General features: G+C 66.1%; 24 protein-coding genes and 1 tRNA gene. 4 read left to right on the plus strand and 21 right to left on the minus strand.

Annotation, left to right across the window (positions count from 1 at the left end):
• The first annotated feature begins 137 nt into the window (after positions 1-137).
• Positions 138-1,454: an MFS transporter gene (locus tag BMY06_RS15290; RefSeq protein WP_065058182.1), complete on the plus strand. Its 1,317-nt coding sequence runs from the start codon at positions 138-140 to the stop codon at positions 1,452-1,454.
• A gap of 189 nt (positions 1,455-1,643) precedes the next feature.
• Positions 1,644-1,823: a hypothetical protein gene (locus BMY06_RS15295; RefSeq protein WP_074983965.1), complete on the plus strand. Its 180-nt coding sequence runs from the start codon at positions 1,644-1,646 to the stop codon at positions 1,821-1,823.
• A 26-nt stretch (positions 1,824-1,849) separates the two neighbouring features.
• On the opposite strand, the gene BMY06_RS40470 is transcribed toward BMY06_RS15295, so the two are convergent.
• From BMY06_RS40470 to map, 8 genes are all read right to left on the minus strand, one after another.
• Positions 1,850-1,978: a hypothetical protein gene (locus tag BMY06_RS40470; protein WP_258365495.1), complete on the minus strand. Its 129-nt coding sequence runs from the start codon at positions 1,976-1,978 to the stop codon at positions 1,850-1,852.
• 364 nt (positions 1,979-2,342) lie between these two features.
• Complete coding sequence (gene waaC, locus BMY06_RS15300) at positions 2,343-3,350, minus strand: lipopolysaccharide heptosyltransferase I (protein ID WP_065058180.1); 1,008 nt, start codon at positions 3,348-3,350, stop codon at positions 2,343-2,345.
• Positions 3,351-3,749: 399 nt separating this feature from the next.
• Complete coding sequence (locus BMY06_RS15305) at positions 3,750-4,064, minus strand: YXWGXW repeat-containing protein (RefSeq protein ID WP_074984074.1); 315 nt, start codon at positions 4,062-4,064, stop codon at positions 3,750-3,752.
• Positions 4,065-4,323: 259 nt separating this feature from the next.
• A complete protein-coding gene (gene minE / locus BMY06_RS15310) occupies positions 4,324-4,578 on the minus strand; it encodes a cell division topological specificity factor MinE (protein ID WP_028215841.1) in 255 nt (84 codons plus the stop codon).
• A 14-nt stretch (positions 4,579-4,592) separates the two neighbouring features.
• On the minus strand, positions 4,593-5,408 hold the full coding sequence (minD, locus tag BMY06_RS15315) for a septum site-determining protein MinD (RefSeq protein ID WP_065058179.1): 816 nt from the start codon (positions 5,406-5,408) through the stop codon (positions 4,593-4,595).
• A gap of 95 nt (positions 5,409-5,503) precedes the next feature.
• Positions 5,504-6,355, minus strand: a complete 852-nt coding sequence (minC, locus tag BMY06_RS15320; RefSeq protein ID WP_065058178.1) for a septum site-determining protein MinC — start codon at positions 6,353-6,355, stop codon at positions 5,504-5,506.
• A 275-nt stretch (positions 6,356-6,630) separates the two neighbouring features.
• Entirely contained in the window at positions 6,631-7,167 is a 537-nt protein-coding gene (locus tag BMY06_RS15325) for a GNAT family N-acetyltransferase (protein WP_074983967.1), read from the minus strand.
• A gap of 154 nt (positions 7,168-7,321) precedes the next feature.
• On the minus strand, positions 7,322-8,107 hold the full coding sequence (gene map, locus BMY06_RS15330) for a type I methionyl aminopeptidase (protein ID WP_065058176.1): 786 nt from the start codon (positions 8,105-8,107) through the stop codon (positions 7,322-7,324).
• A gap of 186 nt (positions 8,108-8,293) precedes the next feature.
• Here map and BMY06_RS15335 point away from each other — a divergent pair, with 186 nt between their 5' ends.
• Positions 8,294-9,082 (plus strand): glycosyltransferase family 2 protein, encoded by a 789-nt coding sequence (locus tag BMY06_RS15335; RefSeq protein ID WP_074983968.1) that lies wholly within the window; start codon positions 8,294-8,296, stop codon positions 9,080-9,082.
• 79 nt (positions 9,083-9,161) lie between these two features.
• Here BMY06_RS15335 and BMY06_RS15340 read toward each other — a convergent pair.
• The 3 genes from BMY06_RS15340 to BMY06_RS15350 all read right to left on the minus strand — a co-directional run bounded on the left by BMY06_RS15340 (position 9,162) and on the right by BMY06_RS15350 (position 12,131).
• Positions 9,162-9,252 (minus strand) — tRNA-Ser (locus BMY06_RS15340).
• 144 nt (positions 9,253-9,396) lie between these two features.
• On the minus strand, positions 9,397-10,689 hold the full coding sequence (serS, locus tag BMY06_RS15345; protein ID WP_065058174.1) for a serine--tRNA ligase: 1,293 nt from the start codon (positions 10,687-10,689) through the stop codon (positions 9,397-9,399).
• 110 nt (positions 10,690-10,799) lie between these two features.
• Positions 10,800-12,131: a replication-associated recombination protein A gene (locus tag BMY06_RS15350; protein WP_065058173.1), complete on the minus strand. Its 1,332-nt coding sequence runs from the start codon at positions 12,129-12,131 to the stop codon at positions 10,800-10,802.
• Positions 12,132-12,487: 356 nt separating this feature from the next.
• Between BMY06_RS15350 and cytX the strand changes: the two genes are divergently transcribed.
• Positions 12,488-13,807: a putative hydroxymethylpyrimidine transporter CytX gene (gene cytX, locus BMY06_RS15355; RefSeq protein ID WP_065058172.1), complete on the plus strand. Its 1,320-nt coding sequence runs from the start codon at positions 12,488-12,490 to the stop codon at positions 13,805-13,807.
• An 81-nt stretch (positions 13,808-13,888) separates the two neighbouring features.
• Here cytX and bioB read toward each other — a convergent pair whose 3' ends face one another.
• The 10 genes from bioB to BMY06_RS15405 form a co-directional block, all read right to left on the minus strand.
• Positions 13,889-14,986, minus strand: a complete 1,098-nt coding sequence (gene bioB / locus BMY06_RS15360; protein ID WP_074984075.1) for a biotin synthase BioB — start codon at positions 14,984-14,986, stop codon at positions 13,889-13,891.
• 49 nt (positions 14,987-15,035) lie between these two features.
• Positions 15,036-15,782: a dethiobiotin synthase gene (bioD, locus tag BMY06_RS15365; RefSeq protein WP_065058171.1), complete on the minus strand. Its 747-nt coding sequence runs from the start codon at positions 15,780-15,782 to the stop codon at positions 15,036-15,038.
• A complete protein-coding gene (gene bioF / locus BMY06_RS15370; RefSeq protein ID WP_074983970.1) occupies positions 15,779-16,975 on the minus strand; it encodes an 8-amino-7-oxononanoate synthase in 1,197 nt (398 codons plus the stop codon). The genes bioD and bioF overlap by 4 nt, the downstream gene beginning before the upstream one ends.
• Positions 16,975-18,342 (minus strand): adenosylmethionine--8-amino-7-oxononanoate transaminase, encoded by a 1,368-nt coding sequence (gene bioA / locus BMY06_RS15375; RefSeq protein ID WP_074983972.1) that lies wholly within the window; start codon positions 18,340-18,342, stop codon positions 16,975-16,977. The genes bioF and bioA overlap by 1 nt, the downstream gene beginning before the upstream one ends.
• A 391-nt stretch (positions 18,343-18,733) precedes the next feature.
• Positions 18,734-20,125, minus strand: a complete 1,392-nt coding sequence (locus BMY06_RS15380; RefSeq protein ID WP_074983973.1) for a dienelactone hydrolase family protein — start codon at positions 20,123-20,125, stop codon at positions 18,734-18,736.
• 563 nt (positions 20,126-20,688) lie between these two features.
• Positions 20,689-21,141 (minus strand): YchJ family protein, encoded by a 453-nt coding sequence (locus tag BMY06_RS15385; protein ID WP_074983975.1) that lies wholly within the window; start codon positions 21,139-21,141, stop codon positions 20,689-20,691.
• A gap of 146 nt (positions 21,142-21,287) precedes the next feature.
• Positions 21,288-21,965 (minus strand): SDR family oxidoreductase, encoded by a 678-nt coding sequence (locus BMY06_RS15390; RefSeq protein WP_065058166.1) that lies wholly within the window; start codon positions 21,963-21,965, stop codon positions 21,288-21,290.
• A gap of 97 nt (positions 21,966-22,062) precedes the next feature.
• Positions 22,063-23,256 (minus strand): acetyl-CoA C-acetyltransferase, encoded by a 1,194-nt coding sequence (locus BMY06_RS15395; protein WP_074983976.1) that lies wholly within the window; start codon positions 23,254-23,256, stop codon positions 22,063-22,065.
• Between the two features lie 45 nt (positions 23,257-23,301).
• A complete protein-coding gene (gene aceK, locus BMY06_RS15400; protein WP_074983978.1) occupies positions 23,302-25,113 on the minus strand; it encodes a bifunctional isocitrate dehydrogenase kinase/phosphatase in 1,812 nt (603 codons plus the stop codon).
• A 52-nt stretch (positions 25,114-25,165) separates the two neighbouring features.
• Complete coding sequence (locus BMY06_RS15405; RefSeq protein ID WP_065058163.1) at positions 25,166-25,564, minus strand: MerR family transcriptional regulator; 399 nt, start codon at positions 25,562-25,564, stop codon at positions 25,166-25,168.
• Positions 25,565-25,730: the final 166 nt, after the last annotated feature.

A 25,730-nucleotide genomic window follows, 5' to 3' on the forward strand; every position in this document is an offset into this window, starting at 1 on the left:
TGCCATGGCGGCATCCGCGCCCGCGCGCCGGACTTCGAAACCTGCACAAAGACGCACGCGCCGCGCCTTGCGCCCCAGCCGCCCTCGGCCCGGCGGGCAAAGCGCGTCAGCGCGCATCACAATGACTGGAGACCCCGATGTCCACCTCCCCGCTTTCGTCGGCGAGCGCCGACCAACCCGATGCCGCGCGCCAGCAAAGCACGGCGCGCGTGATCTTCGCGAGCTTCATCGGCACCGCGATCGAGTTCTACGACTTCTATGTGTACGCAACGGCCGCCGCGCTCGTGATCGGCCCGGTGTTCTTCCCGCACGGCTCGGCGACGGCGCAGGCGCTGTCGGCGTTCGTGACCTTCGGCATTGCGTTCGTCGCGCGCCCGATCGGCTCGTTCCTGTTCGGCCATTTCGGCGACCGTATCGGCCGTAAATCGACGCTGGTGGCCTCGCTGCTCGTCATGGGTGTCTCGACCACGCTGATCGGCTTCGTGCCCGGCTACGACTCGATCGGCAGCCTCGCGCCGATTCTGCTGTGCGTGCTGCGCTTCGGCCAGGGCATCGGCCTCGGCGGCGAATGGGGCGGCGCGGCGCTGCTCGCGACCGAATACGCGCCGCAAGGCAAGCGCGGCTGGTTCGGCATGTTCCCGCAGCTCGGACCGTCGGTCGGCTTTCTCGCGTCGAACGGCCTGTTCTTCGGCCTCGCCTCCACGCTGACCGACCAGCAGTTCCGCGACTGGGGCTGGCGCGTGCCGTTCATCGTCTCGGCGGTGCTCGTCGCGCTCGGCCTCTATGTACGCCTGAAGATCGCCGAAACGCCCGCGTTCAAGGCCGCCGTCGAGCGCGACGAACGCGTCAAGGTGCCGGTCGCGACGCTGCTCTCGAACTACTGGTGGCCGACGCTGCTCGGCGCGCTGGCCATGGTGGTCTGCTACACGCTGTTCTACAACGCGACGGTGTTCTCGCTCTCGCACGGCGTGACGGCGCTGCATATTCCGCGTCCGACCTTCCTCGGCATGCTGTGTATCGCGGTCGTGTTCATGGGCATCGCCACCCCGATTTCGGCGGCGCTCTCCGACCGCTTCGGCCGCAAGCCGGTGCTGATCGTCGGCTGCATTCTGGCGATCCTCTCGGGCTTCACGATGCAGCCGCTGCTCGGCAGCGGCTCGCTGCCGCTGGTGCTGCTGTTCCTCGTGATCGAGCTGTTCCTGATGGGCGCCACCTTCGCGCCGATGGGCGCCCTGCTGCCCGAGCTGTTCCCGACCAGCGTGCGCTACACCGGCGCGGGCGTGGCCTACAACCTCGGCGGCATTCTGGGCGCGTCGGTCGCGCCGTATATCGCGCAGGTGCTGGCCGCGCGCGGCGGTCTGTCGTGGGTCGGCGCCTACGTGTCGATCGCGGCCTGCGTGAGCCTCTTCGGCGTGCTGTGCATGCGCGAAACGCGTCATACGTCGCTGACGTGATGCACGACACCGAAGCAGTGCGCTGATGCACTGCTTCGAGCAGACCGAAACGAAAAAAGCGGAATCCGGGTCATTGGATTCCGCTTTTTTTTCGTCCGTTTTTTGTCCACTTGTGCGCACGCGGCGCGTGCCTATACTCGATAACGAGGCATCAACACGGTCCGCGCATTCGCGCCAGGGAGGCCAACGATGAACCTGCATCTGAGCAATGCCGATCTCGTCCTGATGATCGCGCTCGCACTGGGCATCTCACTGGTTCTGGCCTTTCGTTTGAGTACGCGAACGTGGCGCGCGGTGGTTCTCGAAGCCATCGTCGCCAACGTCGCGGCCATCGCGGCGGTCATCGCCGTCGAGATGCTGCTGGCCTGAGCGGGCCGCTCGCGTCGGCATCATGCTCAACGATCGTAGTAGCCGTGATGGTAGCCGCCGCCGTAGTATCCGCCGCCCGGCGGCACCACGATGCATCCGCTCAGCGACGCCGCGAAAAGCGCACCTGCGATCAGGGTAAGCGTCAATCGTTTCACTTCGTTCTCCCTTCGAGTCAATGTCTTGCGTCCGGCGCGTTCCGCAGGGGAATCGCGTGCAGTGGACGGTTTGCATTGAACACGACGGCGCGCATCGCAGGCGTTGCAATTTGTAAGCAGCGGTGTGACCCGTGTTACAGCCCGCATGCGTTCTTACGCCGACAGGCGCGCACGCCGCGCTGCATGCAACACAGGCACGACACTTTTAACAACCTCGTAATAAGCGATGCGCGGGGGAAATGTGCGGATGAATGCGCCGCAAACGCGCCGGGAACGAACTGTTCGCACGCACAAAAGCAACGGGCGCGCGATGAACGCGCGCCGCGAAATACCTCATCGAACCGTTGAATTCAGCCGCTGAAAATCACACGCTCGACACGAGCGGCGCTTTCGGCGTGCCGTCCGCATCGCGCGCGGGATACACGCGATCGACGGCATCGATTGCCACCGAAACCGGCGGCACGTGATGACCGTCGCCGATCGAAATCGAGCGATTGGGCGCACGCACGCCGAGGTGCTCGGCATTGGTCGCCACGAAGATCATGATGGTCGGCTTGAGCAGCGCGTGCGCGAGGTGCACGAAGCCCGTATCGGTGCCGACGACGAGCGCCGAATCCTCGATACGCTGCGCGACCTGCGTGACCGTGAGGCGCGGCAGGATCGTCGCGCCAGGCACGAGCGCCGCGATCTCGCGCGCGGTGGCGTGCTCGGCGTCGGAGCCCCAGGGCAGCTCGATGCGCAGACCGCGCGCGATCAATGCGCGGCACAGCTCGCCCCAATGCTCGACCGGCCACTTCTTCTCTTCCTTCGAGGTCGCGTGGAAGATCAGCGCGGTGGGCGCGTCGGGCGCGGGCAGCGCGTTGCCGTCGCGCGGAATGCGCATCTGGAAATCGGGCGGCGTGTCGATCGTGTAGCCGAGCGCTTCGCCCGTGCTGATGCGCATGCCGAGCCACGCATCGCACTTCGGACGCGGACCGAAACGGCCGTTGTACGCGAACGCCGCGCCGCGCTCGCCGAGATCCTGGGCGAGATAACCGAAACGGCGGCGGCCACGCGCGAGAAACGCGATGATCGCGCTTTTGTATACGCCGTGAATATCGATGACCGCGTCGTAGCGATGCGCGCGCAGCTCGGAGATCGACTGCCAGATCGATTTGAAATCGCTCCAGCGGCGCGCTTTCTTGAAGCGGCGCAGCGGCGCGCACAGCACGCGATCGACGCCCGCGTTCCATGCCACGATTTCCGCGAAGGCGTCGTCGACGGCCCAGTCGACGATCACGCCAGGGTACGCGCGCTGGACATCGGCCACCACGGGAAGGGCTTCGACGACGTCGCCGAGCGAAGTCACCTTGACAATCAAGACTCGTTTCATTGTGCTGCGGACCGGCGAAGGCCCAATTCAGTGATTTGCCTGCATTTTTCCGTGATTTTAACGGACGAAGCCAGGCGCGAGTGACGGAATCCGCGTGGGAATACGCAGGTTTTCCCTGCCCTGATTGCCAGCTTGGCCGATTCGGGCGGATGGCAGTCTCGCCGGGACGCGCGCGGCCGCTATGCGCCCTCTTTTTTGTCCGCGCAAAAGAAGGAGCCCGGCGCGCGGCAACGGGCGAAAAATTCGCACTGTTGCCGCGCGCCGGGCTCCCGCCGGGCTGCTTGCGCCGCGGACCGCGCCCGAACGTCAGTCGATCACGACGAGCGCGGGCCTCCCCTGCAGCGTTGCGCTCAAGCGGACGAATGGTCGACGCGCGAGCTCACACGAAGCGCGCGAGCCTCAAGCGGCCCAGTGGCCTTCGACCCAGTGCCAGTTCGGACCATGCGCGATCCAGTGGCCCGGCACCCAGTGATAGCCCACGCGTTCGGCTTGCCAGTGGCCGCCGATCCAGACGTAGCGGCCGTGATCCCAGCGCCAGTGGCCCTTGTCCCAGACGTAGCCGGCGCGCGGCGCGGGCACGACTTCGATGCGCTCGACGGGCGGCGCGCTCGGCGCAACGACGATGACTTCGGCGAACGCAGGCGCAGCGACAGCGCACGCACCGGCGACGACGATCGCGGTTTTGGCAACGAGCAGGCGGATGGAATTGTTCATGTTGATCACCCTTGAGTAAGACGCCATGAGTGGCGTTACCGGATCAATGCGCGAGCACGACGCCGCGCTGACAGCGGCCGTGTAACCACGCAGGGTGAAGTGAAACCGAATATTTCGGTCAGGCAAGGAATGCGCGAAGGCGGTGAAAACGACGCGGCGAACAGACGCTGCAAACAGCGGCGCGAGACGTCGTGAAGTCAGCCGCCGTCCGCCAAATTGAGATGCGCGCGGCGCAAACCGGCCGCGCGCAATGCCTTCATCAGGCCTGCGGAATCTCGATCTTGACCTCGAGCACTTCGAGGTCGTCCTGGCGTTCGAGGCTCACGCGGATATCGTCGTCGGAGATCTTCACGTACTTCGAGATCACCGCGACCAGTTCACGTTGGAGGGCCGGCAGATAATCGGCGGGCGGATGGCCGCCTGCGCGCTCGTGAGCGATGATGAGCTGCAGGCGTTCCTTCGCTACCGAGGCGGACTTCTTCTTCTCGCCGAGAAAAAACGAAAGAAACGACATGGCGTGCGCCTCCCTTACTTGCTACCGAACAGGCGCTGCAGGAGCCCCGGCTTCTGGTAATCGGTGAAACGAAGCGACTTCTCCTCGCCGAGAAAACGCGACACGACATCCTTGTACGCTTCCGCGACGTCGGTGCCGTCGAGATGGACAGCCGGCAAGCCCTGGTTCGACGCGTGCAGCACGGCTTCCGATTCCGGAATCACACCGATCAGATCGATACGCAGGATTTCCGAAATGTCCGACAGCGACAGCATCTCGCCTTCGTTGACGCGCTTCGGGCTGTAACGCGTGATCAGCAGATGTTCCTTGATCGGATCCTTGCCTTCGATCGCGCGCTTCGTCTTCGACGACAGCATGCCGAGAATGCGGTCCGAGTCGCGCACCGACGACACTTCCGGATTCGTCACGATGAGCGCTTCGTCGGCGAAATGCATCGCCAGCATCGCGCCCGACTCGATACCCGCGGGCGAATCGCACACGATGTATTCGAAGTCCATCTTGCGCAGATCCTCGATCACCTTTTCCACGCCTTCCTTCGTGAGCGCGTCTTTATCGCGCGTCTGCGAGGCGGGCAGGATGAAGAGGTTTTCGCACTTCTTGTCCTTGATGAGCGCCTGATTGAGGTTCGCTTCACCCTGGATCACGTTGATCAGGTCGTACACGACGCGGCGCTCGCAACCCATGATGAGGTCGAGATTGCGCAGACCCACGTCGAAGTCGATGACCGCGGTCTTGTGGCCGCGCAACGCGAGGCCCGATGCGAAACTCGCGCTCGTGGTCGTTTTGCCGACGCCACCTTTGCCCGAAGTCACCACAATGATTTTTGCCATTCCCTTACCTTGCGTTCGTCAGTTTCTCAGTTTGGTCTCATCGCGTGCCGCATGCGAGCGCCCCGCACATCACGCGCGGGCGCACGAGCGGCGACTCAGGTGAGCCTCAACGGTTCGATCAACAGCTTTTCTTCGTCGAGCCGGATTTGCGCCGGCTTGCCCCGCACGTCGTCGGCGAGTGGAACTTCAGTGGTACGGTAGATGCCCGCGATCGAAATGAGTTCCGCCTCGAGGCTCGTGCAAAAAATGCGCGCGTCGTGATTGCCATGCACGCCCGCGAGTGCGCGGCCGCGCAACGGCGCGTAAATATGGATGTTGCCCTCGGCGATCACCTCGGCGCCGTTCGACACCATGCCGAGCACCACGAGGTCGCCCTTCGCGTAGACGCGCTGGCCCGAACGCAGCGGACGGTCGACCACCAGCGTGGGTTCCTTGGGCGCGTTGCGCGACGGGGTTTCCGCCAGCGTTTCCGTGACCGGCTCTTCTGCGGCCGTCGTGGCGGGAAAGAGTTCCGGCTGCGCGGCGCCTTTGTCGGCTGAAGCCGGCGCATTGGCGGCTTCGGCCTGCGGCGCGGCGCTGTGTTCCACGCCGGTGTCGGCGTCGGCGCCGCCCTTCGCGTGGGCGCCGCGCTTGTCGCGCGCTTCGAGGAACGGCAGTCCGGCTTCGGCGGCCCAACCGTGCTGGGCGGCCTGCGCGACCACGCCGACGGGGCGCATGCGCACGCTTTCGAGCAGGCGCGCGATGTCGCCGAGCGCGACCTGCTCGCCATCGGCGAGACGCCGGATGTCGATGGCCACGGTATCGTTGGCGAAGAATTCCGGGGTCGCCTCGAAGCGCCGCGTGAGTTCGGCGCGCATCGCATCGAGTTCAGTCGTTTTGACCACGAACAGAAGCGTATCGACTGAACCGCTCTTCAGTTCAAAATATGGCGATTTCCTGGGCGACATGGCGATCGGCGAAAAATTTTGCGTATTTTACAGGCGTCGACGCACACAGCCATCATTTTTAATGGCCTGGCATGCTGCGGCAAGGGGTCGAGGCGAGAACGACGCCGCGAACGACGTCATGGCGGACGCCGTGCCGACGCCACGACGCGCAGGCGCAGTGGCATCCGGCGCGTCACGACGGCATCGACGACAGAATCAGGGAACGAAAAGACAGCAGGGACACGGCTAAAAAAACCGCAAAAAACCGGCAAAAAAATCGCAGCCGGCGCGCGGCCTCATTGCGCCGGGGCTGGCTGGGCGAGGTCGCACACGTCGCGCACGAGCAGCGTTTCCCATTGCTCCGGCGAGTGCTGGCTACGCGCGTGATCGCCCGTGGGGCCGAAGCCGAGACGCTCGTAGAAGCGCATGGCGGTGGTGTTCGAATCGGTGACCCAGGCGTAGACCTGCGTCGCGCCTTCGCTCACGAGCCATTCGAGCGCCGCGTTCAACAGCAACTCCCCGCCACGCAGATGACGCACGGCAGGCGCCACCCAGAGCGCCAACACGAACGCGCGCCGCGCGGGCGCACTCTCGAAATTCGCGCCGATCAGCCCCGCCGGATGCCCCTCGGTATAGAGGATGAACGAGGTGGCCGCATGCGAGTCGGCATGGCGCGCGGCCGCCGCGTCGTAGACGGCTGCGTCGGCGGACAGCGCATCTTCGAGCGAGTCGCCGAACGCATAAGGTGCGTCGCGCAGCGAAGCGGTACGAAGCTCGCGGAGCACGGCACCCTGATCGGCAACGATACGGCGAACGGTCAGTGACGGACTCATGCAGTCGTAAACCCCAATAAAGCACTAACGCGTAGCTTTAACCGAACTGGCCAGAGAGTCAAATCCTTATTTGACGAAAACGTTCCCCGAGCGCCATCCGCGCGGAACTTCAGCGCGCACTTGACAGAGCGGCCGAGCGGCCGCACACCCGCCATCACGGCGCTTCGTAGCTGCCCGTGCCGTCCGGCCAGGGCGTCAGCAGCTCGTAGCCGTCGTCGGTGACGGCGACCATGTGTTCCCACTGGGCGGAGAGCGAGCGGTCCTTGGTGACCACGGTCCAGCCGTCGCGCTGCACCGTCGTGCCGGCGCGGCCCGCGTTCACCATCGGCTCGATCGTGAAGACCATGCCCGGCTTCAGGCGCAGGCCCTGCCCCGGCTGGCCGTAGTGCAGCACCTGCGGCTCCTCGTGATAGACCTTGCCGATGCCGTGGCCGCAATACTCGCGCACGATCGAGAAGCCGTCGGCCTGCGCGCGCTTCTGGATCGCGTGGCCGACGTCGCCGAGCGTCGCGCCCGGCTTCACCTGGCGAATGCCCGCGAGCATCGCCTCGTAGGTGGTGTCGATCAGCTGGCGACCAACCGGGCTCGGGGTGCCGACCGTGTACATGCGGCTCGTGTCCCCGAAATAGCCGTCCTTGATCACGGCCACGTCGATGTTGATGATGTCGCCGTCCTTGAGGACTTCGCCGCGGCTCGGAATGCCGTGGCAGACGACCGAGTTGACCGACGCGCAGATCGTCTTCGGAAAGCCGAGGTAGCCGACGTTGGCCGGCACGGCCTTGAGCGTGTTGACGATGAAATCGTTGCAGATCGCGTCGAGGTCGTCGGTGGAGACGCCGGGCTTGACGTGTTCGCCGATCATGGCGAGCACGTCGGCGGCGAGGCGGCCCGAGATGCGCAGACGCGCGATGTCGTCCGCGGATTTGTAGGTGATAGCCATCTGAGACTCAGGTGAGCGCGGCGCCGCCTGAGCGATCCGCCACGCATACAAAGGAGCAAACGTGCATTGTACCGGGGCGTTGCCGCGCTCCGGCCGGCCGACATTCGGAACTGTCCGATTGTCCGCGCGCAAGCCGCCATCAAGAATGGGAATTATCTTACAACGACATGAGCGGAACGCCAGGTCATGGATTCATCCACCACTTCCCGCACGGCGGCACCGGCCACGCCCCTGAACGTGCTGATCGCCCTGCCCACCTACGACAACTCGGTGCACTTCGACTTCGCGATGGCGCTCGCGCGCCTGATGGAGACGTTCAAGGCCACCGACGTGAACTTCCAGTACATCCACACGGCCTCGTCGCACATCATTCGGGCGCGCAACTTCTTCGCCAGCTATTTCCTGAGCCACCCGGAGTTCACGCACATCCTGTTTCTCGACACCGACATGGCCTTCTCGCCCGAAGCCATTCCGCGCCTGCTGGCCGGCGACAAACCGGTCGCCGGGATCGCCTGCCCGTATCGCCACTTCGAGCGCAACACGACCATCACGGCGGCGGACGTGGGCCTGACGCTGGCCGAGTGGCAGGAAAAGACCGTGGACTACAACACCGCGATGCTCGCCGACGCGCACGGTAACGTTTCGGTCGACAATGGCTGGACCGAGGTGAACCACATCGGCACGGGTATTTTCCTCGTGCGCCGCGACGCGATCGAAGCCGTCGCGCCGGTCACGCAGCTTTATCGGCCGCCCGCGCAATACGCGCCCTATCTGCCCGACGGCCGCTTTCACGCCTTCTTCGATACGGTCGGCGAGCAAGGCGTGTATCTGTCGGAGGATCTGTCGTTCTGTCGGCGCGTGCGGCAGGTGGGACTTTCGGTGTGGGCGCTCGTCGATGAAAAGATCGTGCATCACGGCACGTCGGCCATCTCGGGCACGTATCTGCGCGCGCTGGAGCGGCGTGGGCGTGATTGATTGAACCTGTTAGCGCCGAAAGCGGCGCTACAAAGCAAAAACCCCCGCAGCGGTTAAGCATGCAGGGGTTTTCAGAATTTGGCGGAGAGGGTGGGATTCGAACCCACGGTACGGGGAAACCGTACGCCTGATTTCGAGTCAGGTACATTCGACCACTCTGCCACCTCTCCGGGGTACTGCTTTTTTACTGCGTTTTTTACTGCTTCTCAGGTCTTGGTCGGCGACCAGAGAAGCGAAGATTATAGAACATAATTTGAATCCTGCAAGCCCTTTTACGAAAAAAATTTCGGGGCGATGCAGGATTCATGTGCCGATCAAACGTCCAGCGACAGACGCGAGACACCGCCCATGTAAGGACGCAGCGCTTCCGGCACGGTGACCGAGCCATCGGCTTCCTGATAGTTCTCCAGCACCGCGACCAGCGTGCGGCCCACCGCGAGGCCCGAACCATTGAGCGTGTGCACGAGTTCCGGCTTGCCCTGCGCGTTGCGATAGCGCGCCTGCATGCGGCGCGCCTGGAACGCTTCCGTGTTCGAGCAGCTCGAAATTTCGCGATACGTGTTCTGCGCCGGCAGCCAGACTTCGAGGTCGTACGTCTTGGTCGCCGAGAAACCCATGTCGCCCGTGCACAGCGTGATCACGCGATACGGCAGGCCAAGCTTCTGCAGGATGGTTTCCGCGTGCACGACCATCTGCTCCAGCGCGTCATACGACGTTTCCGGCGCGACGATCTGGACCATTTCGACCTTGTCGAACTGATGCTGACGGATCATGCCGCGCGTGTCGCGGCCATACGAGCCGGCTTCCGAGCGGAAGCACGGCGAATGCGCGGTCAGCTTGATCGGCAGCGCGCTGCCTTCGACGATGCTCTCGCGCACCGTATTCGTGAGCGAAATCTCCGACGTGGAGATCAGATACTGCGTGACGGTGTTTTCCGCGCCGCCCTTTTCCACACGGAACATGTCGTCCGCGAACTTCGGAAGCTGACCCGTGCCGTACAGGATTTCCGGATTGACGATGTAGGGCGTGTACGTTTCCGTGTAGCCGTGCTGCGTCGTGTGCGTGTCGATCATGAACTGCGCAAGCGCGCGGTGCAGACGCGCGATCTGGCCGCGCAGCATCGTGAAGCGCGCGCCCGAGAGCTTCGCGCCCGTTTCGAAGTCGAGACCGAGCGGCGTGCCGACGTCGACGTGATCCTTCACCTCGAAGTCGAACGCGCGCGGCGCGCCCCAGCGGCGCACTTCCACGTTGCCGCTTTCGTCGCGGCCCACGGGCACGCTCTCGTGCGGCAGGTTCGGCACGCCGAGCAGCAGATCCGAGAGCTTCGACTGGATCTCGTCGAGCTTGACCTGCGACGCCTTCATCTCGTCGCCGATGCCGCCCACTTCGGCCATCACGGCCGAGGTGTCCTCGCCGCGGCCCTTCATCGCGCCGATCTGCTTCGACAGGCTGTTGCGGCGCGCCTGCATTTCTTCGGTGCGGGTCTGAATGGCACGGCGTTCCGCTTCGAGCGCGGAAAAGGCCGCGACGTCGAGGGTGTAGCCGCGGTCGGCGAGGCGCTTCGCGACGCCGTCGAGGTCTTTGCGCAGCAGCTGGATGTCGAGCATGGGATTGTGAGACGCAGTTTCGTTGTGTGAAGTGTCGATTTTAGCGCACCGGCGGCGGCAATCCGCGCGGCGCGGTGCGCGGGGCTTGCGCCGGTCTGCCGGCCCGGGCCTCAGCCCTTGCGTTTGCGCTCGCGGATTTCGTCGCGATGCGCCTCGCGCCATTGCGCGTCGAGGTCGGCGAGGCGCGCGAGCTTTTCGCCGATCTTGCCTTCGAGCCCGCGCGGCGTCGGCTGATACCAGCGCGGTTCGCGCATGCCGTCGGGCAGATAGGTCTCGCCGGCAGCGTACGCGTCGGGCTCGTCGTGCGCGTAGCGGTATTCGTGGCCGTAGCCGAGTTCCTTCATCAGCTTGGTCGGCGCGTTGCGCAGATGCACGGGCACCGCGCGCGACTGATCCTTGCCGACGAAGCGCCGCGCCTCGTTGTAGGCGTTGTAGCCCGCATTCGACTTGGGCGCGACCGCCAGATAGATGACGGCCTGCGCGAGCGCGAGTTCGCCCTCGGGCGAGCCGAGGCGCTCGTAGGTTTCGGCGGCGTCGAGCGTCATGCGCGCGGCGCGCGGATCGGCGAGACCGATGTCCTCCCACGCCATGCGCACGATGCGGCGCGCCAGATAGCGCGGATCGGCGCCGCCGTCGAGCATGCGGCAGAACCAGTAGAGCGCGCCGTCCGGATTGCTGCCGCGCACCGACTTGTGCAGCGCGCTGATCTGGTCGTAGAACGCGTCGCCGCCCTTGTCGAAGCGGCGCAGATTCTCGGCGAGCGCGCTGCCGAGCAGTTCGCCGTCGATTTCGCCCTTCTTCTGCTGGGCCGCCGCGCGCGCGACGATTTCCAGATTGTTGAGCAGCTTGCGGCCGTCGCCGTCGGCGGAACCGATCAGCGCGGCCTTCGCTTCGTCCGTGAACGTAAGCCCGCCCAGCTCGGTGGCGGCGCGCGCGAGCAGCTCGCCCTGCTCTTCCTCGTCGAGGCTCTTGAGCACGTAGACAGCCGCGCGCGAGAGCAACGCGCTGTTCACCTCGAACGACGGATTCTCCGTGGTCGCGCCGACGAACACGAACAGGCCCGACTCCACATGCGGCAGGAAAGCGTCCTGCTGGCTCTTGTTGAAGCGATGGACCTCGTCGACGAACACCAGCGTCTGATGGCCGTGCGCGCGATGCAGTTGCGCCTGCTCGACGGCCTCGCGGATGTCCTTCACGCCCGAGAGCACGGCCGAGAGCGCGATGAATTCGGCGTGGAACGCGTCGGCCATGAGGCGCGCGAGCGTGGTCTTGCCGACGCCCGGCGGCCCCCAGAGGATCATCGAGTGCGCTTCGCCCGACTCGAACGCCACGCGCAGCGGCTTGTTCGGTCCGAGCAGATGCTTCTGGCCGATGACCTCGTCGATGGTGCGCGGACGCAGTCGTTCGGCGAGGGGGACGTTGGCACGGGTTTCTTCAAACATGACGTTTTCGCGATAATGTCGGCTAAGTGACGCTGCGGCGAGTTTGCAACTGATTGCAATGCGTGCTGCACGGCCTGCGCGCTGTTCGCGCCCTCAAACCGCGCCGCCGCGCCAGCCCTGCATTATGACAGCCGGCGCCGCCGCGCGAGGCACGGCCGGGCCAGTGGCGCGCGGCAAAGGTCGCCGTGAAACCGGGCCGGACAAAGCGCCAGAAGAGACACACGCGAGACACAGGCGAGACACACCACGCGCACGACGCGTCAGCCAGACAGCCGCGCCGCGCGTTGAAAAGCCAGCGCGCGCCGCCTGCCGGCCAGCACGACACCAGACATACGACACAGAGGACACGCTTTCCCATGACTCAAGACCCGCAAGCCGGCGCCGACGCCGGCTCGACCTACGCGCCCAACGTGCCCGTGCCCGACGCGCGCCGCCAGTTCCGCACCGGCGACGCCTTCGCGCTGTGGTTCTCGCTCGGCATCGGCCTGCTGGTCGCGCAGGCGGGCGCCCTGCTCGTGCCCGGCCTCTCGCTGCCGCACGCGCTGCTCGCCATCGGCATCGGCAGCGTGATCGGCGTGGTGCTGCTCGCGCTCGCGGGCGTGATCGGCACCGACACCGGCCTCGCGGCCATGTCCTCGCTGCGCCCGACGCTCGGCATTCGCGGCGCGTCGATTCCGGCCGTCATCAACATGGTGCAGCTCGTGGGCTGGGGCTCGTTCGAGATCATCGTGATGCGCGATTCCGCCGACGCGCTCGCCAAACAGGCCTTCGGCCTCTCGATGCCGCTCGTCTGGACCGTGATCTTCGGTCTGCTGGCGACGCTGCTCGCAATCAGCGGTCCGCTCTCGTTCGTGCGCCGCTTCCTGCGCACGTGGGGCATCTGGCTGCTGCTCGCGGGCGCGGCGTGGCTCACGTGGAGCCTGCTCGCCCAGCACGACATCCACGCGCTGATGCAGCGTCCCGGCACGGGCGAGATGCCGTTCGGCAGCGCGATCGACCTCGTGGTGGCGATGCCGCTTTCGTGGCTGCCGCTGATCGCCGACTACACGCGTTTCGGCCGCAAGGCGGGTGAAACCTTCCGTGGCACGCTGTTCGGCTATGGCATCGCGAACCTGTGGTTCTACGCGCTCGGCGCGATCTACGGCCTCGCGGCGGGCGGCGGCGACGCGCTGCTGACCACGGCGCTCGCGCAGGCGGGCGGCGGTCTCGCGCTGCTGCTGGTGCTGATCGACGAAATCGACAACGCCTTCGCCGACATCCACTCGGCGGCCGTCTCGACCGGCACGTTCTGGACGCGCGGCAGCGTGCCCTGGCTGTCGGCGGCATTCGGCGCGATCTGCACGCTGATCGGCCTCGTGGTGCCGATGGCGAAGTACGAGAACTTCCTGCTGTTCATCGGCTCGGTGTTCGCGCCGCTGTTCGGCGTGGTGCTCGCCGATCACTTCATCGTGCGCCGCCGCCGCATCGACGCCAATGCGCTCGCCGATCTGAGCGGCACGTACGGCTATTCGGGAGGCTGGCACGTGAGCGCGTTCATTGCGTGGGCGCTCGGCATCGGCGCGTATCACGCGCTCAATCAATGGCTGCCGAACCTGGGCGCGACGCTGCCCGCGCTCGTCGTGGGCGCGCTGTGCTATCTCGTGCTCGCGGGACGCCGACGCGCGGCTTACGCATAACGCCCGGCCCAACGCCCGCGCCATAAAAAAACGCCACGCTTCGCAGCGTGGCGTTTTTGTTTTCAGCCCGTAAAAAGCGGCTTATTCGCAGTGGCCGCAGCCGCCGTGCGAGTGATCATGACCATGCGCGTGACCATGTGCGTGACCATGATCGTCGGTCGGCAGATGTTGCGCGGCCTGCGCCGTGATGCCCAGACGCGACAGCAGCTTGCGGTCGGCTTCCGCCTGCGGGTTGCTCGTCGTCAGCAGTTGATCGCCGTAGAAAATCGAGTTCGCGCCCGCCATGAAGCACAGCGCCTGAAGCGCGTCGTCCATCTGCTCGCGGCCCGCCGAGAGACGCACCATCGCCGTCGGCATGGTGATGCGCGCGATTGCGATCGTGCGCACGAATTCGAACGGATCGATCGGCTCGGTGCCTTCGAGCGGCGTGCCCGTCACCTGCACCAGATTGTTGATGGGCACCGACTCCGGATACGGTTCCATGTTCGCGAGCTGCGCGATCAGACCCGCGCGTTCGCGGCGCGATTCGCCCATGCCGACGATGCCGCCGCAACACACGTTGATGCCCGCGTCGCGCACGCGTTCGAGCGTCTCCAGACGGTCCTCGTAGGTGCGCGTCGAGATGATCTTGCCGTAGTACTCCGGCGAGGTGTCGAGGTTGTGGTTGTAGTAGTCGAGGCCCGCGTCGGCGAGCGCCTTCGCCTGGTGATCTTCGAGCATGCCGAGCGTCACGCAGGTTTCGAGGCCCATCGCCTTCACGCCGCGAATCATGTCCTTGATCGGCTCGAGATGGCGGTCCTTCGGATTGCGCCACGCCGCGCCCATGCAGAAGCGCGTCGCGCCGTTCGACTTGGCCACGCGTGCAGCGTCGAGCACGGCGTCGACGGCCATCAGCTTGCCGGCTTCGAGTTCGGTTTCGTAATGCGACGACTGCGGGCAGTACGCGCAATCTTCCTCGCAGCCGCCGGTCTTGATCGACAGCAGCGTGGAAAGCTGCACGGCGTTCGCGTCGAAATGCTCGCGGTGCACTTGCTGCGCGCGGAACATCAGGTCGTTGAAGGGCAGCTCGTAGAGCGCGGCGACGTCGGCGACCTTCCAGCGCGCGGCGGCTTCGGCGGCGGCGTGGGCGCTCGGCGCGGTGGCCTTGAGCGAAGTGATGTCGATGTGGGTTTGCGTCATGATGTCGGCGTCCTTGGTGACGTTTTGACTGTTGTAGCGGGACACGCGCTTATTGCGCGCTCATTGCCGCAGGTTGCGGCGCCAGCGCGGCGAGCTGTGCGAGCAGCGTGTCGATGTTCAGGTGTTCGGCGGCATCGTCGGCGCTCGCGCCGCGCATGTGCGGCACGACGCCCAGCAGCGGCGCGCCGAACTGGGCGGCGAGTCGCGTGCGCAATGCGTCGATGTTTTCTTCGGGGAACGTCATGTTCGGATCGATGCGGTTGGCGACCCAGCCCGCGAGCTTGAGCCCGCGCGCGGCCACGGCTTCGGCGGTCAGCAGCGCGTGGCTGATGCAGCCGAGCCGCATGCCGACCACGAGCACGACCGGCAGATCCAGCGCGACCGCGAGATCGGCGGTGTCCTGCTCGTCGGTGAGCGGCACGCAAAAGCCGCCCACGCCTTCGACCACGACGGCGTCGGCGCGCGTGCACGCCTCGCGATGGCTGTCGACGATGCGCGCCATGTCGAGCGTCACGCCTTCGAGCGCGGCGGCGATGTGCGGCGCGGCCGGTTCCTTGAGCAGGAACGGCGTGCGGATCTCCGGCGGCAGCAGCACGCTCGCGGCGGCGTCGAGCTGATCGGCGTCTTCGTTGTGCCAGACGCCGTCGCGCTCATACGCGCCCGCGGCGATCGGCTTGAGCGCCGTGGCGCGCAGGCCCGCGTGCGTGAGACCGCGCAGGATCGCGGCGCTCACGAAGGTCTTGCCGATTTCCGTGTCGGTGCCGGTGACGAAAAGCGAAACGGTCGAGGCGTTCATGCGTGGTGCTCCAGGGCCGCGCGGCTCGCTTGCTCCAGCGCGGTGTTCAGACGATCGAGGTCGGCGTCCGAATGCGCGGCCGACAACGAAATACGCAGACGCGACGTGCCCTCGGGCACGGTCGGCGGACGGATCGCGGGCACCCAGAGGCCGTCGCGTTCGAGTTCCGCCTGCAGCGCGAGCGTGGCGTCGTTCGCGCCGATCACGAGCGGCTGCACGGCCGTCATCGAATCGACGGGCAGCCAGCAGGTCTGCTTGAGCATCGCGCGCGTGCGCCCGATCAGATGATTCAGATGCGCGCGGCGCGCATCGCCCTCTTCCCCGCCGATGATGCGCAGGCTCGCGGACACCGCATGCGCCACCGACGGCGACGACGCCGTCGTGAAGATATACGGACGCGCGCGCTGCACGAGCCATTCGATCACGGTGGCGTGCGCGCAGACGAACGCGCCCGACACGCCCGCGGCCTTGCCGAGCGTGCCGACCATCACGAGCTGCGGCGAGCGCAGCGCGGCTTCGGCGATCGCGCCGCGGCCTTGCGGACCGAGCACGCCGAAACCATGCGCGTCGTCGACCACGAGCCAGGCGTCGTGCCGTTCCGCGAGTTCGACCAGACGCGCGAGCGGCGCGACGTCGCCGTCCATGCTGAACACGGTGTCGCTCACGATCAGCTTCACGTTCGCGTCGGAGGCGTCGAGCATCGCGCCCAGCGCGTCGGTGTCGTTGTGCGGATAGATCTGGATCTCGGCGCGCGACAGGCGTGCGCCGTCGATCAGCGAGGCGTGGTTGAGCGCGTCGGAAAAGATCGTCGTGCCGCGGCCCGCGAGCGCGGTCAGCACGCCGAGATTCGCCATATAGCCGGTGCTGAAGTACAGCGCGCGCGGCGCGTCGACGAAACCGCCCACGAACGCGGCGAGATCGTCTTCGAGCTGCGCGTGCGCGCGCGAGTGGCCGCCGAGCAGATGCGAGCCGCCGCTGCCCGCGCCGTAGCGCTGCGCGCCTTCGGCCAGCGCGGCGACGAGTTGCGGATGCGCGGCGAGGCCCAGATAGTCGTTGCTCGCGAAGCCGATGGTCTCGCGGCCGTCGACCGTCATGTGCGCGTCGCACGGCGTGTCGATGGTGCGGCGGCGGCGGCGCAGGCCGCGCGCGTCGAGTTCGTGCAGGCCCTGTTCGAGCGTGTCGAGAAGCGGCATTACAGATCCTCCGCGACGGTCGCGTCGAACGTTTCGCGCGTGCGTTCGGCGAGATGCGCCTGCGTCTGCGCGTCGAGAATGTACGGCGGCATCACGTAGACCGTGGTGCCGATCGGACGCAGCAGCAGTTCGCGCTGCAACGCGTGCTCGAAGAAGCGGCGCGAGAAGGTGCGCGCGCGCGCGGGATCGTCGAGCTTCACGTCGAACGCGAGAATCGTGCCGCACTGACGCATATCGCGCACGAGCGGATGCGCTTCGAGCGGCGCGAACGCGTCGCGCAGTTGCTGCGATTTCTGCGCGTTCGTGGCGAGCACGTTGTCGCGCTCGAGCAGATCGAGCGTCGCGAGCGCGGCGCGGCACGCGAGCGGATTGCCCGTGTACGAATGCGAATGCAGGAAGCCGCGCGTGGTGTCGTCGTCGTAGAAAGCGCCGTAGATCTCGTCGCGCGACAGCACGATCGAAAGCGGCAGATAACCGCCGCTGATGCCCTTCGAGAGCGTCAGCAGATCGGGCCAGATGCCCGCCTGTTCGCATGCGAAGAACGTGCCGGTGCGCCCGCACCCGACGGCGATTTCATCGGCGATCAGATGCACGTCGAAGCGGTCGCAGAGCGCGCGCAGGCCTTGCAGATAGAGCGGATCGTGCATCGCCATGCCGGCGGCGCACTGCACGAGCGGCTCGACGATCAGCGCGGCGATGCGGCCTTCGCGCTCGGCGAACAGGCGCTCGACGTCGGCGAGCGCGCGGCGCGCGACATCGGCGGCGCTCTCGCCTTCGCGGGCCGTGCGCGCGTCCGGCGACGCCACCACGTGCGCGTGTGTCAGCAGCGGATCGTAAGCATCCCTGAAGAGTTTCACATCGGTCACGCCGAGCGCGCCGATCGTCTCGCCGTGATAGCTGTTGGCGAGGCAGACGAATTCGCGCTTGTCGATCGCGCCCCGATTGCGCCACGCGTGGAAGCTCATCTTCAGCGCGATCTCGACCGCCGACGCGCCATCCGAGGCGAAGAACGCATGGCCGAGCGCGCCGCCCGTGAGCGCGCTCAGGCGCTCGGCGAGTTCGACCGCCGGTTCGTGCGTGCAGCCCGCGAGCATCACGTGCTCAAGCGTATCCAGCTGCGCTTTGAGCGCGGCGTTGATGTCCGGATTGGCGTGGCCGAACAGGTTGACCCACCACGAACTGATGGCGTCGAGGTAGCGGCGGCCTTCGTGGTCGTAGAGCCACGGGCCTTCGCCACGCGAGACGGCGACGAGCGGCAGGCGCTCGTGGTGCTTCATCTGGGTGCACGGATGCCAGACGGCGCGCAGACTGCGCGCGATCCACGCATCGTTGGCAGTGCCTTGATGGAATGGGGTTGCGGAATTCAAGTACGGCTCCAGGGTACGACAGCGGGACCGAGATTAGCGCGTTCGCCCGCGCAATGCACTACCCCTCAAAACCCCGCCAGGCAAGGCTTCTAGCGGGGTTCGACGCGGTTCGCGACATCTGCTGCGGGATCGTTTTAAAAGCCCGTAAATGACCGTAGATGACGACGGCAAAGTCATGCGCGCTTATGCAAAAAAATCCGGGCGCGCGCGAGCGCAGTCGCGCGCTCCAACCAGGCGAAAGCGGAATTTTTTAGGGCGACATCGAAAGAGGCGACGTTGAGGTCCGCCGGCGCCGGAAAAAAAACGGGCGGCCTCGCGGGCCGCCCGATCCGGAACACACTGCAAACTGGGGAATGGCCCGCGCGCGCTGTCTGAGCGTTACGTGCAGGACTCAGCGGCTCGCGAGCGAATGCGACGGCTCGGCGGCGTTGTCCGTGGCGTTGGCGGCGACGGCATGCGCGTCGCCGCTGTCGTTCTGCGCCGTGGCGGCGGTGTCGTTCGCCCACACCACGTTGCCGTTGACCGCGTAGAGGCGGCACGGATCGCTGCTGTGCTGCTGGCAGTTCGCGACGGCGACGGCCATCGGGTTGTCGCCGCCTTCGGCCCACGACCACGCACCCGAGTCGGACACCGCGAACGCGCGGCTCGGATACTGCTTGAGGAAGTTGCGATAGCCGTCGCGGCCGGCCTGATCGAGGAACGGCACCGCGCCCACCGCGTCGATCGACGCATAGCCGCTCGCCTGCGGCGCGGCGGCCGTCGCCACGCGATACTGCACGGACGTGGGCATGCCCTGCTCGGCGAGGAAGGATTCGACCTTCGGCCACCAGACCTGCACGCCGTCGCGGTCGCCCACGAGACGGTGCGCGTCGTTCTTGTACGCGCCGAAATCGATCAGCTTCGCGCTCGCCACGCTGCCGTTCTCGCTCGCCTGCGCCGTGCGGAAGGCCGCGAACATCTTCGTGACGAGGTCGGGCGACCACACGGAGTCGTTGTCGCCGTAGAGCCAGAGCGAGGCCACGCGGGCCTTGCCGCCGTAGTCGCCGAACGCCTGGGTCAGGTTGCCCTGCCAGCCGGTGCACGCGTCCTGGCGCAGACCGCCCGAGAAGTTGATGAGCGCGCGCACGCCTTTCGCGGCTTCGGTGCCGTAAGCCATGGTGGCGAGGCCGCCGTGCGAGGTGCCCGCGACCACGATATGGTTCGCGTCGACGAAAGGCTGCTTCGACATGTAATCGACCGCCGTGGCGACGTCCGACGCCTGGCCCATGCCGTTGCTCGCGACGTCGCAGCCGTCCTGTTCGTAGGTGCCGCCCGAACCGGCGAAGCCGCGGCGGTTCGGCGCGACGACCACGTAGCCGCGACGCACGAATTCGCGCGCGAACGACATCGGATCGCTGCGCGCCTGCAGACGCGGATCGCCTTGAATCTTGCCGTGATTGAACACCACCATCGGGAACGGGCCGGGACCTTCCGGGCGATACACGGTGGTTTCGAGCGTCACGCCGGGCTCGTCGACGACGGGGATCTGGATGATCTGCGCGTTCATGTCGGCGTGGACGACGGGGAGATACGCGTCGTCGAGCGCGAGGCGCGCCACTTTGGCGTTGCCGAGCGGGCCGCCCGTATTGGCGTGCTGAGCGGTCGTGGACGAGGGCGAAGGCGTGGCGGAGAGCGCCGATGTCGCATCGGCCAGCGAGGCGGCGTGAGCGTTCGACAGCGCGACCGACAGCACGCACGCCGTGCCGGTCACTGCCCATCCGGTAAGAAGCTTCCTGAACGCCATCTGCTGCACCTGCCCGCGAAAATTCCCGCCGTCAATCTGACTACCCGAGCGACTCACCCGCGACCTGCCCGCTTGCGCGGGACACAACAGGACACCGCTGCGCGTGGCCGGAGCCTTAAGCGCGTTCGTGACCCGTCGCGGGGAAGAAAACCGATCGGAAAACCTGTGCGGCACCGTTCTGTTGTCGACCAGACCCGCCGCCAGCGTTCGCCCGGGATGCCACGGCGAAGCGTCGAAAAAGTGCTTTTTCAACATTCGCTTACGTGGCGGACGAACACCGTGATTGCATCCTCGCACGACAAATAATTGTTGTGCAATTCAGTAGTAACCCGGCATAAGGCATGCCAGCGGCGCGCAAGCCTTGCTGCGCGGCGGCTGCGGGAATTTCGGCCGGTTTGCGGCGCGATGGAATAAAAAAATTTCGGGAAATTTCGCGTCGCGCGGCGCCAACAATCGCGTCGTTTTTACGTAAGTGCCTGTTTGCAAACGCGATATTTCAGGCGCTATGGCGCCGTCCTTGCCTGTCGGCGGATGCGCGGGCTGTCAGCGCCGGTCAGCGGAATTCATGCATCGGAGACGTCGCCGTCGACGTAGCGCCAACGGCCGTCCTCGCCGCGCGTGAAACGGCTCAGTTCATGCAGACGATGGCCGCGTCCGCCGCTCTTGTAGCGCGCGACGAATTCGACGCGCGCGTGCGTCTCGTCGACAGGCTCGTGACGTTTGATCGCCAGGCCAAGCCAGCGCGGCGCGTCGGGCGCCTCGGCGTTGGCGTCGAGATCGGCGGGACAGGTCGCCGGGTCCCAGCTCGCGCGCAGCCAGGCGGTATCGCCGAGCACGTAGGCCGTGTAGCGCGAGCGCATCAGTTCGAGCGCCGTGGCGGGCAACTCGCCGCCGTCGATGAAGCGGCCGCAGCAGGCCGCGTAGCGCGGCGGCTTCGCGCCTGCCTTGAGGTTCGGCGCGGCACCGCCGCAAGGACAGTCGAGCGGACGCGCGGCGCGCGGGGAATCAGCGGTCATCGGGAAACATCCGTGAACGAAAACGAAAACAAAAACGCACCAAAGCAAAAGGCCGCTTCGCGCGGGCAAAGCGGCCTTTCGCATTTTTACCTGAACGGCGCGCCGCTCACCAGCATTCGCTGGCACGCACCGGTACTCGCCCGCACTTACCAGTCGAGCTCGGTGCCGTCGTACTGGAAGAAGCGTCCGTTGAAGACATCGCGCGCGGCGGCCGCTTCGGCCACCACTTCGCGCATGCCGGCCACGCTCGCGGCGGCGTCGATGGCTGCCTGCGCGCCGCCCATGTCCGTGCGCACCCAGCCCGGATGCAGTGCGACGCAGGTGGCGCGGCGCGTCTGCAGCGAGGTGATCTTCAGGACGTCGTTGAGCGCCGCTTTGCTCGCGCGATAGAGCCAGCCGGTCGTGCCGGTCGTCTGCGCGATGCTGCCCATGCGGCTCGACAGCACGCCGAGCACGCCATGCGCCGCATCGACGAGCGGCAGCAGGATCGGGATCAGTTGCATCGGCCCACGCACGTTGGTGTTCATCACGTATTCGAAATCTTCGGCGGTGATCGCTTCCACGCCTTCGGTGCGCGGACCGTAGACGCCCGAGACGATCAGCGCCACATCGATCCGTTCGCCATCGAGCTTCCAGCCGAGCGCGGCGATGTCCTCGGGCTTCGCGATATCGACCGGATACGTCTGCGCACCGAGCGCGCGCAGGTCCGCGAGCGCGGTTTCGGAACGCGCCGTGGCCAGCACGCGCCAGCCGGCCCTGGCATATTGACGCGCGAATTCGAGACCCAGACCTCGCGACGCACCCACGATCAACGCTGTTTTCATCTCGTCACCTTCTCTCGTGTGCCGCGGCCTTTGCTGAAGCGCCGCGTGCGGGTGATGCCGCGCGCCGCCTCCCTGCGGCGCGCGTTCTGGCGTCAGCCTACAGGAGTTCGACGCCCATTGCCGTGGCTTCGCCCCCGCCGATGCACAGGCTCGCGACGCCGCGCGTCTTGCCGCGCGCGCGCAACGCACCGATCAGCGTCACGAGAATGCGCGCGCCCGACGCGCCGATCGGGTGGCCCAGCGCGCACGCACCGCCGTTCACGTTGACCTTCTCGTGCGGCAGATCGTGCGCCTTCATCGCGGCCATCGTGACCACGGCGAAGGCTTCGTTGATCTCGTAAAGATCGACGTCGGCGGCCTTCCAGCCGGTCTTTTCGAAGAGCTTCGCGATTGCGCCGACGGGCGCCGTGGTGAACTTCGACGGTTCCTGCGCGAAGGTCGTATGGCCGGTGACGCGCGCGAGCGGCGTGACGCCGAGGCGCTTCGCCGTCGACGCGCGCATCATCACGAGCGCGGCCGCGCCATCCGAAATCGACGACGAATTCGCCGCCGTCACGGTACCGGTCTTGCTGAACGCGGGCTTGAGCGTGGGGATCTTGTCGGGATTGGCCTTGAACGGCTGCTCGTCGCGCTTGACGAGCGTCTCGCCCGCGCGCGTGGCCACCTTCACCGGCGCGATTTCCCACGCGAACGCGCCGTCCTCGTTGGCGCGTTTCGCGCGCCTGAGCGACTCGATCGCGAACGCGTCCTGGCTCTCGCGCGAAAAGCCGTGCTCGCCCGCGCATTCCTCGGCGAAGGTGCCCATCAGGCGGCCTTTGTCGTAGGCGTCTTCGAGACCGTCGAGGAACATATGATCGAGCACCTGACCGTGGCCCATGCGCATGCCCGCGCGCGCCTTCGGCAGCAGATACGGCGCGTTGCTCATGCTCTCCATGCCGCCCGCGACGATCACGTCGGCGGAACCCGCCAGCAGCATGTCGTGGGCGAACATCGCCGCGCGCATGCCCGAGCCGCACATCTTGTTGACGGTGGTCGCGCCCGCCGCGAGTGGCAACCCGGCACCGAGCGACGCCTGGCGCGCCGGCGCCTGGCCCTGCCCCGCGGGCAGCACGCAGCCCATCACCACTTCGTCGATCTGCTCGGGCTTGAGGCCCGCGCGTTCGAGCGCGCCCGCTATCGCCGCCGCGCCCAGTTGCGGCGCCGTGAGCGAGGCGAAATCGCCCTGAAATCCGGCCATCGGCGTGCGCGCGGCCGCCACGATCACGACGGGGTCCTGTTGCGTCTCACTCATGTCTGTCTCCTGGGTTGAATGTCTCGATACGCTGATCAAGCGCGATCAGGCCGCGCACGCGGCGGCGTCGCTGCTGCCGGATGCGCATTCGAACAGTTGCGGATAGCGCGCGCGAAACCGAGCGCTCGCTTCGTACGGCAGGCAATCGGGCACCTCGCCCGCGAGCAGGCGCGACTTGCTGTCCTGCCACAGCGCCGGCTCGAAAAAATCGGCGTGATGCTCGAGGAAATAGCGCCGCACGCGCGGGTCGCCGAGCAGGAACGTGCGATACGTCTCCGGAAAAATATCGCGCGGACCGACCGGATACCACGGCTCGTCCGATAGTTCGTCTTCCTCATGACGCGGCGGCGGTACTGCGCGCACGTTGCAGTCGGTCAGATACTCGATCTCGTCGTAGTCGTAGAACACCACGCGACCGTGACGCGTCACGCCGAAATTCTTGTAGAGCATGTCGCCCGGAAAGATATTCGCGCGGATCAGATCCTTCACCGCGTTGCCGTATTCGCGGATGCCGTGCTCCACGTCCTCATCGCTGCCGTTCTGCAGCCAGAGATTCAGCGGCACCATGCGCCGCTCGATATACAGATGGCGAATGACGAGCTGGTCGCCCTCGTACTCGATCATCGACGGCGCGAGCGTTTCGAGTTCGCGCAGCAGCGCGTCGTCCAGCCGCGCGAGCGGCAGCGCGACGCTCGAATATTCGAGCGTATCGGCGAGCCGCCCGAGCCGGTCGTGACGCTTCACGAGCTGGTACTTCGCCTCGACCTGCTCGCGCGTGGTTTCCTTCGGCGCGGGAAAGCTGTCCTTGATGACCTTGAACACATACGGATACGAAGGCAGCGTGAACACGATCATCACCATGCCGCGTATGCCGGGCGCGGCGATGAAACGGTCGCTCGAATGCCGCAGGTGTTGCAGCAGATCGCGATAGAACAGGTTTTTGCCCTGCTTTTGCAGGCCCAGCGACGTGTAGATCTCGCCCTTGGCCTTGCGCGGCATGATGCTGCGCAGAAACTCCACATAGGCCGACGGCACTTCCATGTCGACGAGAAAATACGAGTGCGCAAAGCTCATCATGATGAGCACGTCGTCGGAGCGCAGGAGCGCGGTGTCGAGCGCGAGCCGCCCGTCGTCGACATGACGGATCGGCACGACGAACGGCACGAGCGCGTCGCCGTTGATGATGCGCCCGACGATATACGCGGCCTGATTGCGGAAAAACAGCGAGGCCAGCACGTGAATCTGGAAGTTCGCTTTCGGCTCGACGTCGCCGAAGGTTTCGCGCATCGCGCGCATCGTGCATTCGACGTCGCGGCGCAGATCCTCGAACGGCGTGTCGAGCTGAAAATTCGTGACGATGCGTTCGAGCGTGCCGGCGAGGCCGTCTTTCAGCGGGTAATACGCGCGATACGTGGGCTTGGCGGCGGGTTCGTCGTTCTCGATGTACTCGGTCGAGATCGCGGGGCGCACGAAGATGAACGCGTTGTTGAAGTACGAACGATGCAGGATCTTGCAGCACACCGAGTTGAAGAACGTCTCGGCGCATTCGGGTTGCCGGTGCGTGGTGAGCAGGCCGATGTAGTGCAGCTTGATCTGCTCCCAGACATCGTCGTCGATATGTTCGGCGTCGTATTCGTCTTCGATCGTCACCACGCATTCGCGCACGCGCTCGTCGTAGGACGCGATGCGTTCGCGCGCGAGCTGCTGCAAACCCTGCCAGTCGCGCGCCTCGAAACACGCGCGCGCCCGCGCCGCCGCCGCACAGAAGCTGCGGTAGTGCCGATCGAAACCGTCGAGCAGGGTCTGCGCGACGTCGTAACCGATCTGCGACGAGAGCAGCTTGGGAAAATGTCTCATGGCGCGCTCGGTTCGGGGCGGACGATGCGGTCGACGCTCGGGCCGGCGCGGCTTACCGGTTCGCCGCCGCGGCGTTCTTTTCGAGCAGCACGCGCGCCTGCGCCTCGTACTGGGCGAGATCTTCGAGCGTGGCGTCGAGGTCGGCGCGCTGGCGTTCGAGGATCTCGCGATGGCGCACCACCGTGTCGAGAAAAGCCTGAAGCTGCGGGAGCGTGTCGGTCGGCGACTCGTAGAGATCGAGCAGCGCGCGGATTTCGTTGAGCGTGAAGCCGAGGCGCTTGCCGCGCAAGGTCAGCTTCAGGCGCGTGCGGTCGCGTCCGGAAAACACACGCTTGAGCCCGCTCGCGCCTTCGCGGCTGGGCGCCAGCAGGCCCTGGTCCTCGTAGAAACGGATCGCGCGCGGCGTCACGTCGAATTCGCGGGCGAGTTCGGTAATCGTGTAATGGGTCATGACTGGTGGGCGCCTCTGGCCGCCGGCCGGGTGCGTCGGCAAGGCGGCGTGTTCGTCGTTAGAATCGACGTTTACGTTATCGTCAACCTTCAGGTTTCGCAACCTTGCCGCGACGGCCGGAATCGCTCGCGAGCTGCCCGTGACAGACTCGCGCCGGGTCGGAGCG

The organism is Paraburkholderia tropica (assembly GCF_900109265.1).
Lineage (GTDB): Bacteria > Pseudomonadota > Gammaproteobacteria > Burkholderiales > Burkholderiaceae > Paraburkholderia > Paraburkholderia tropica.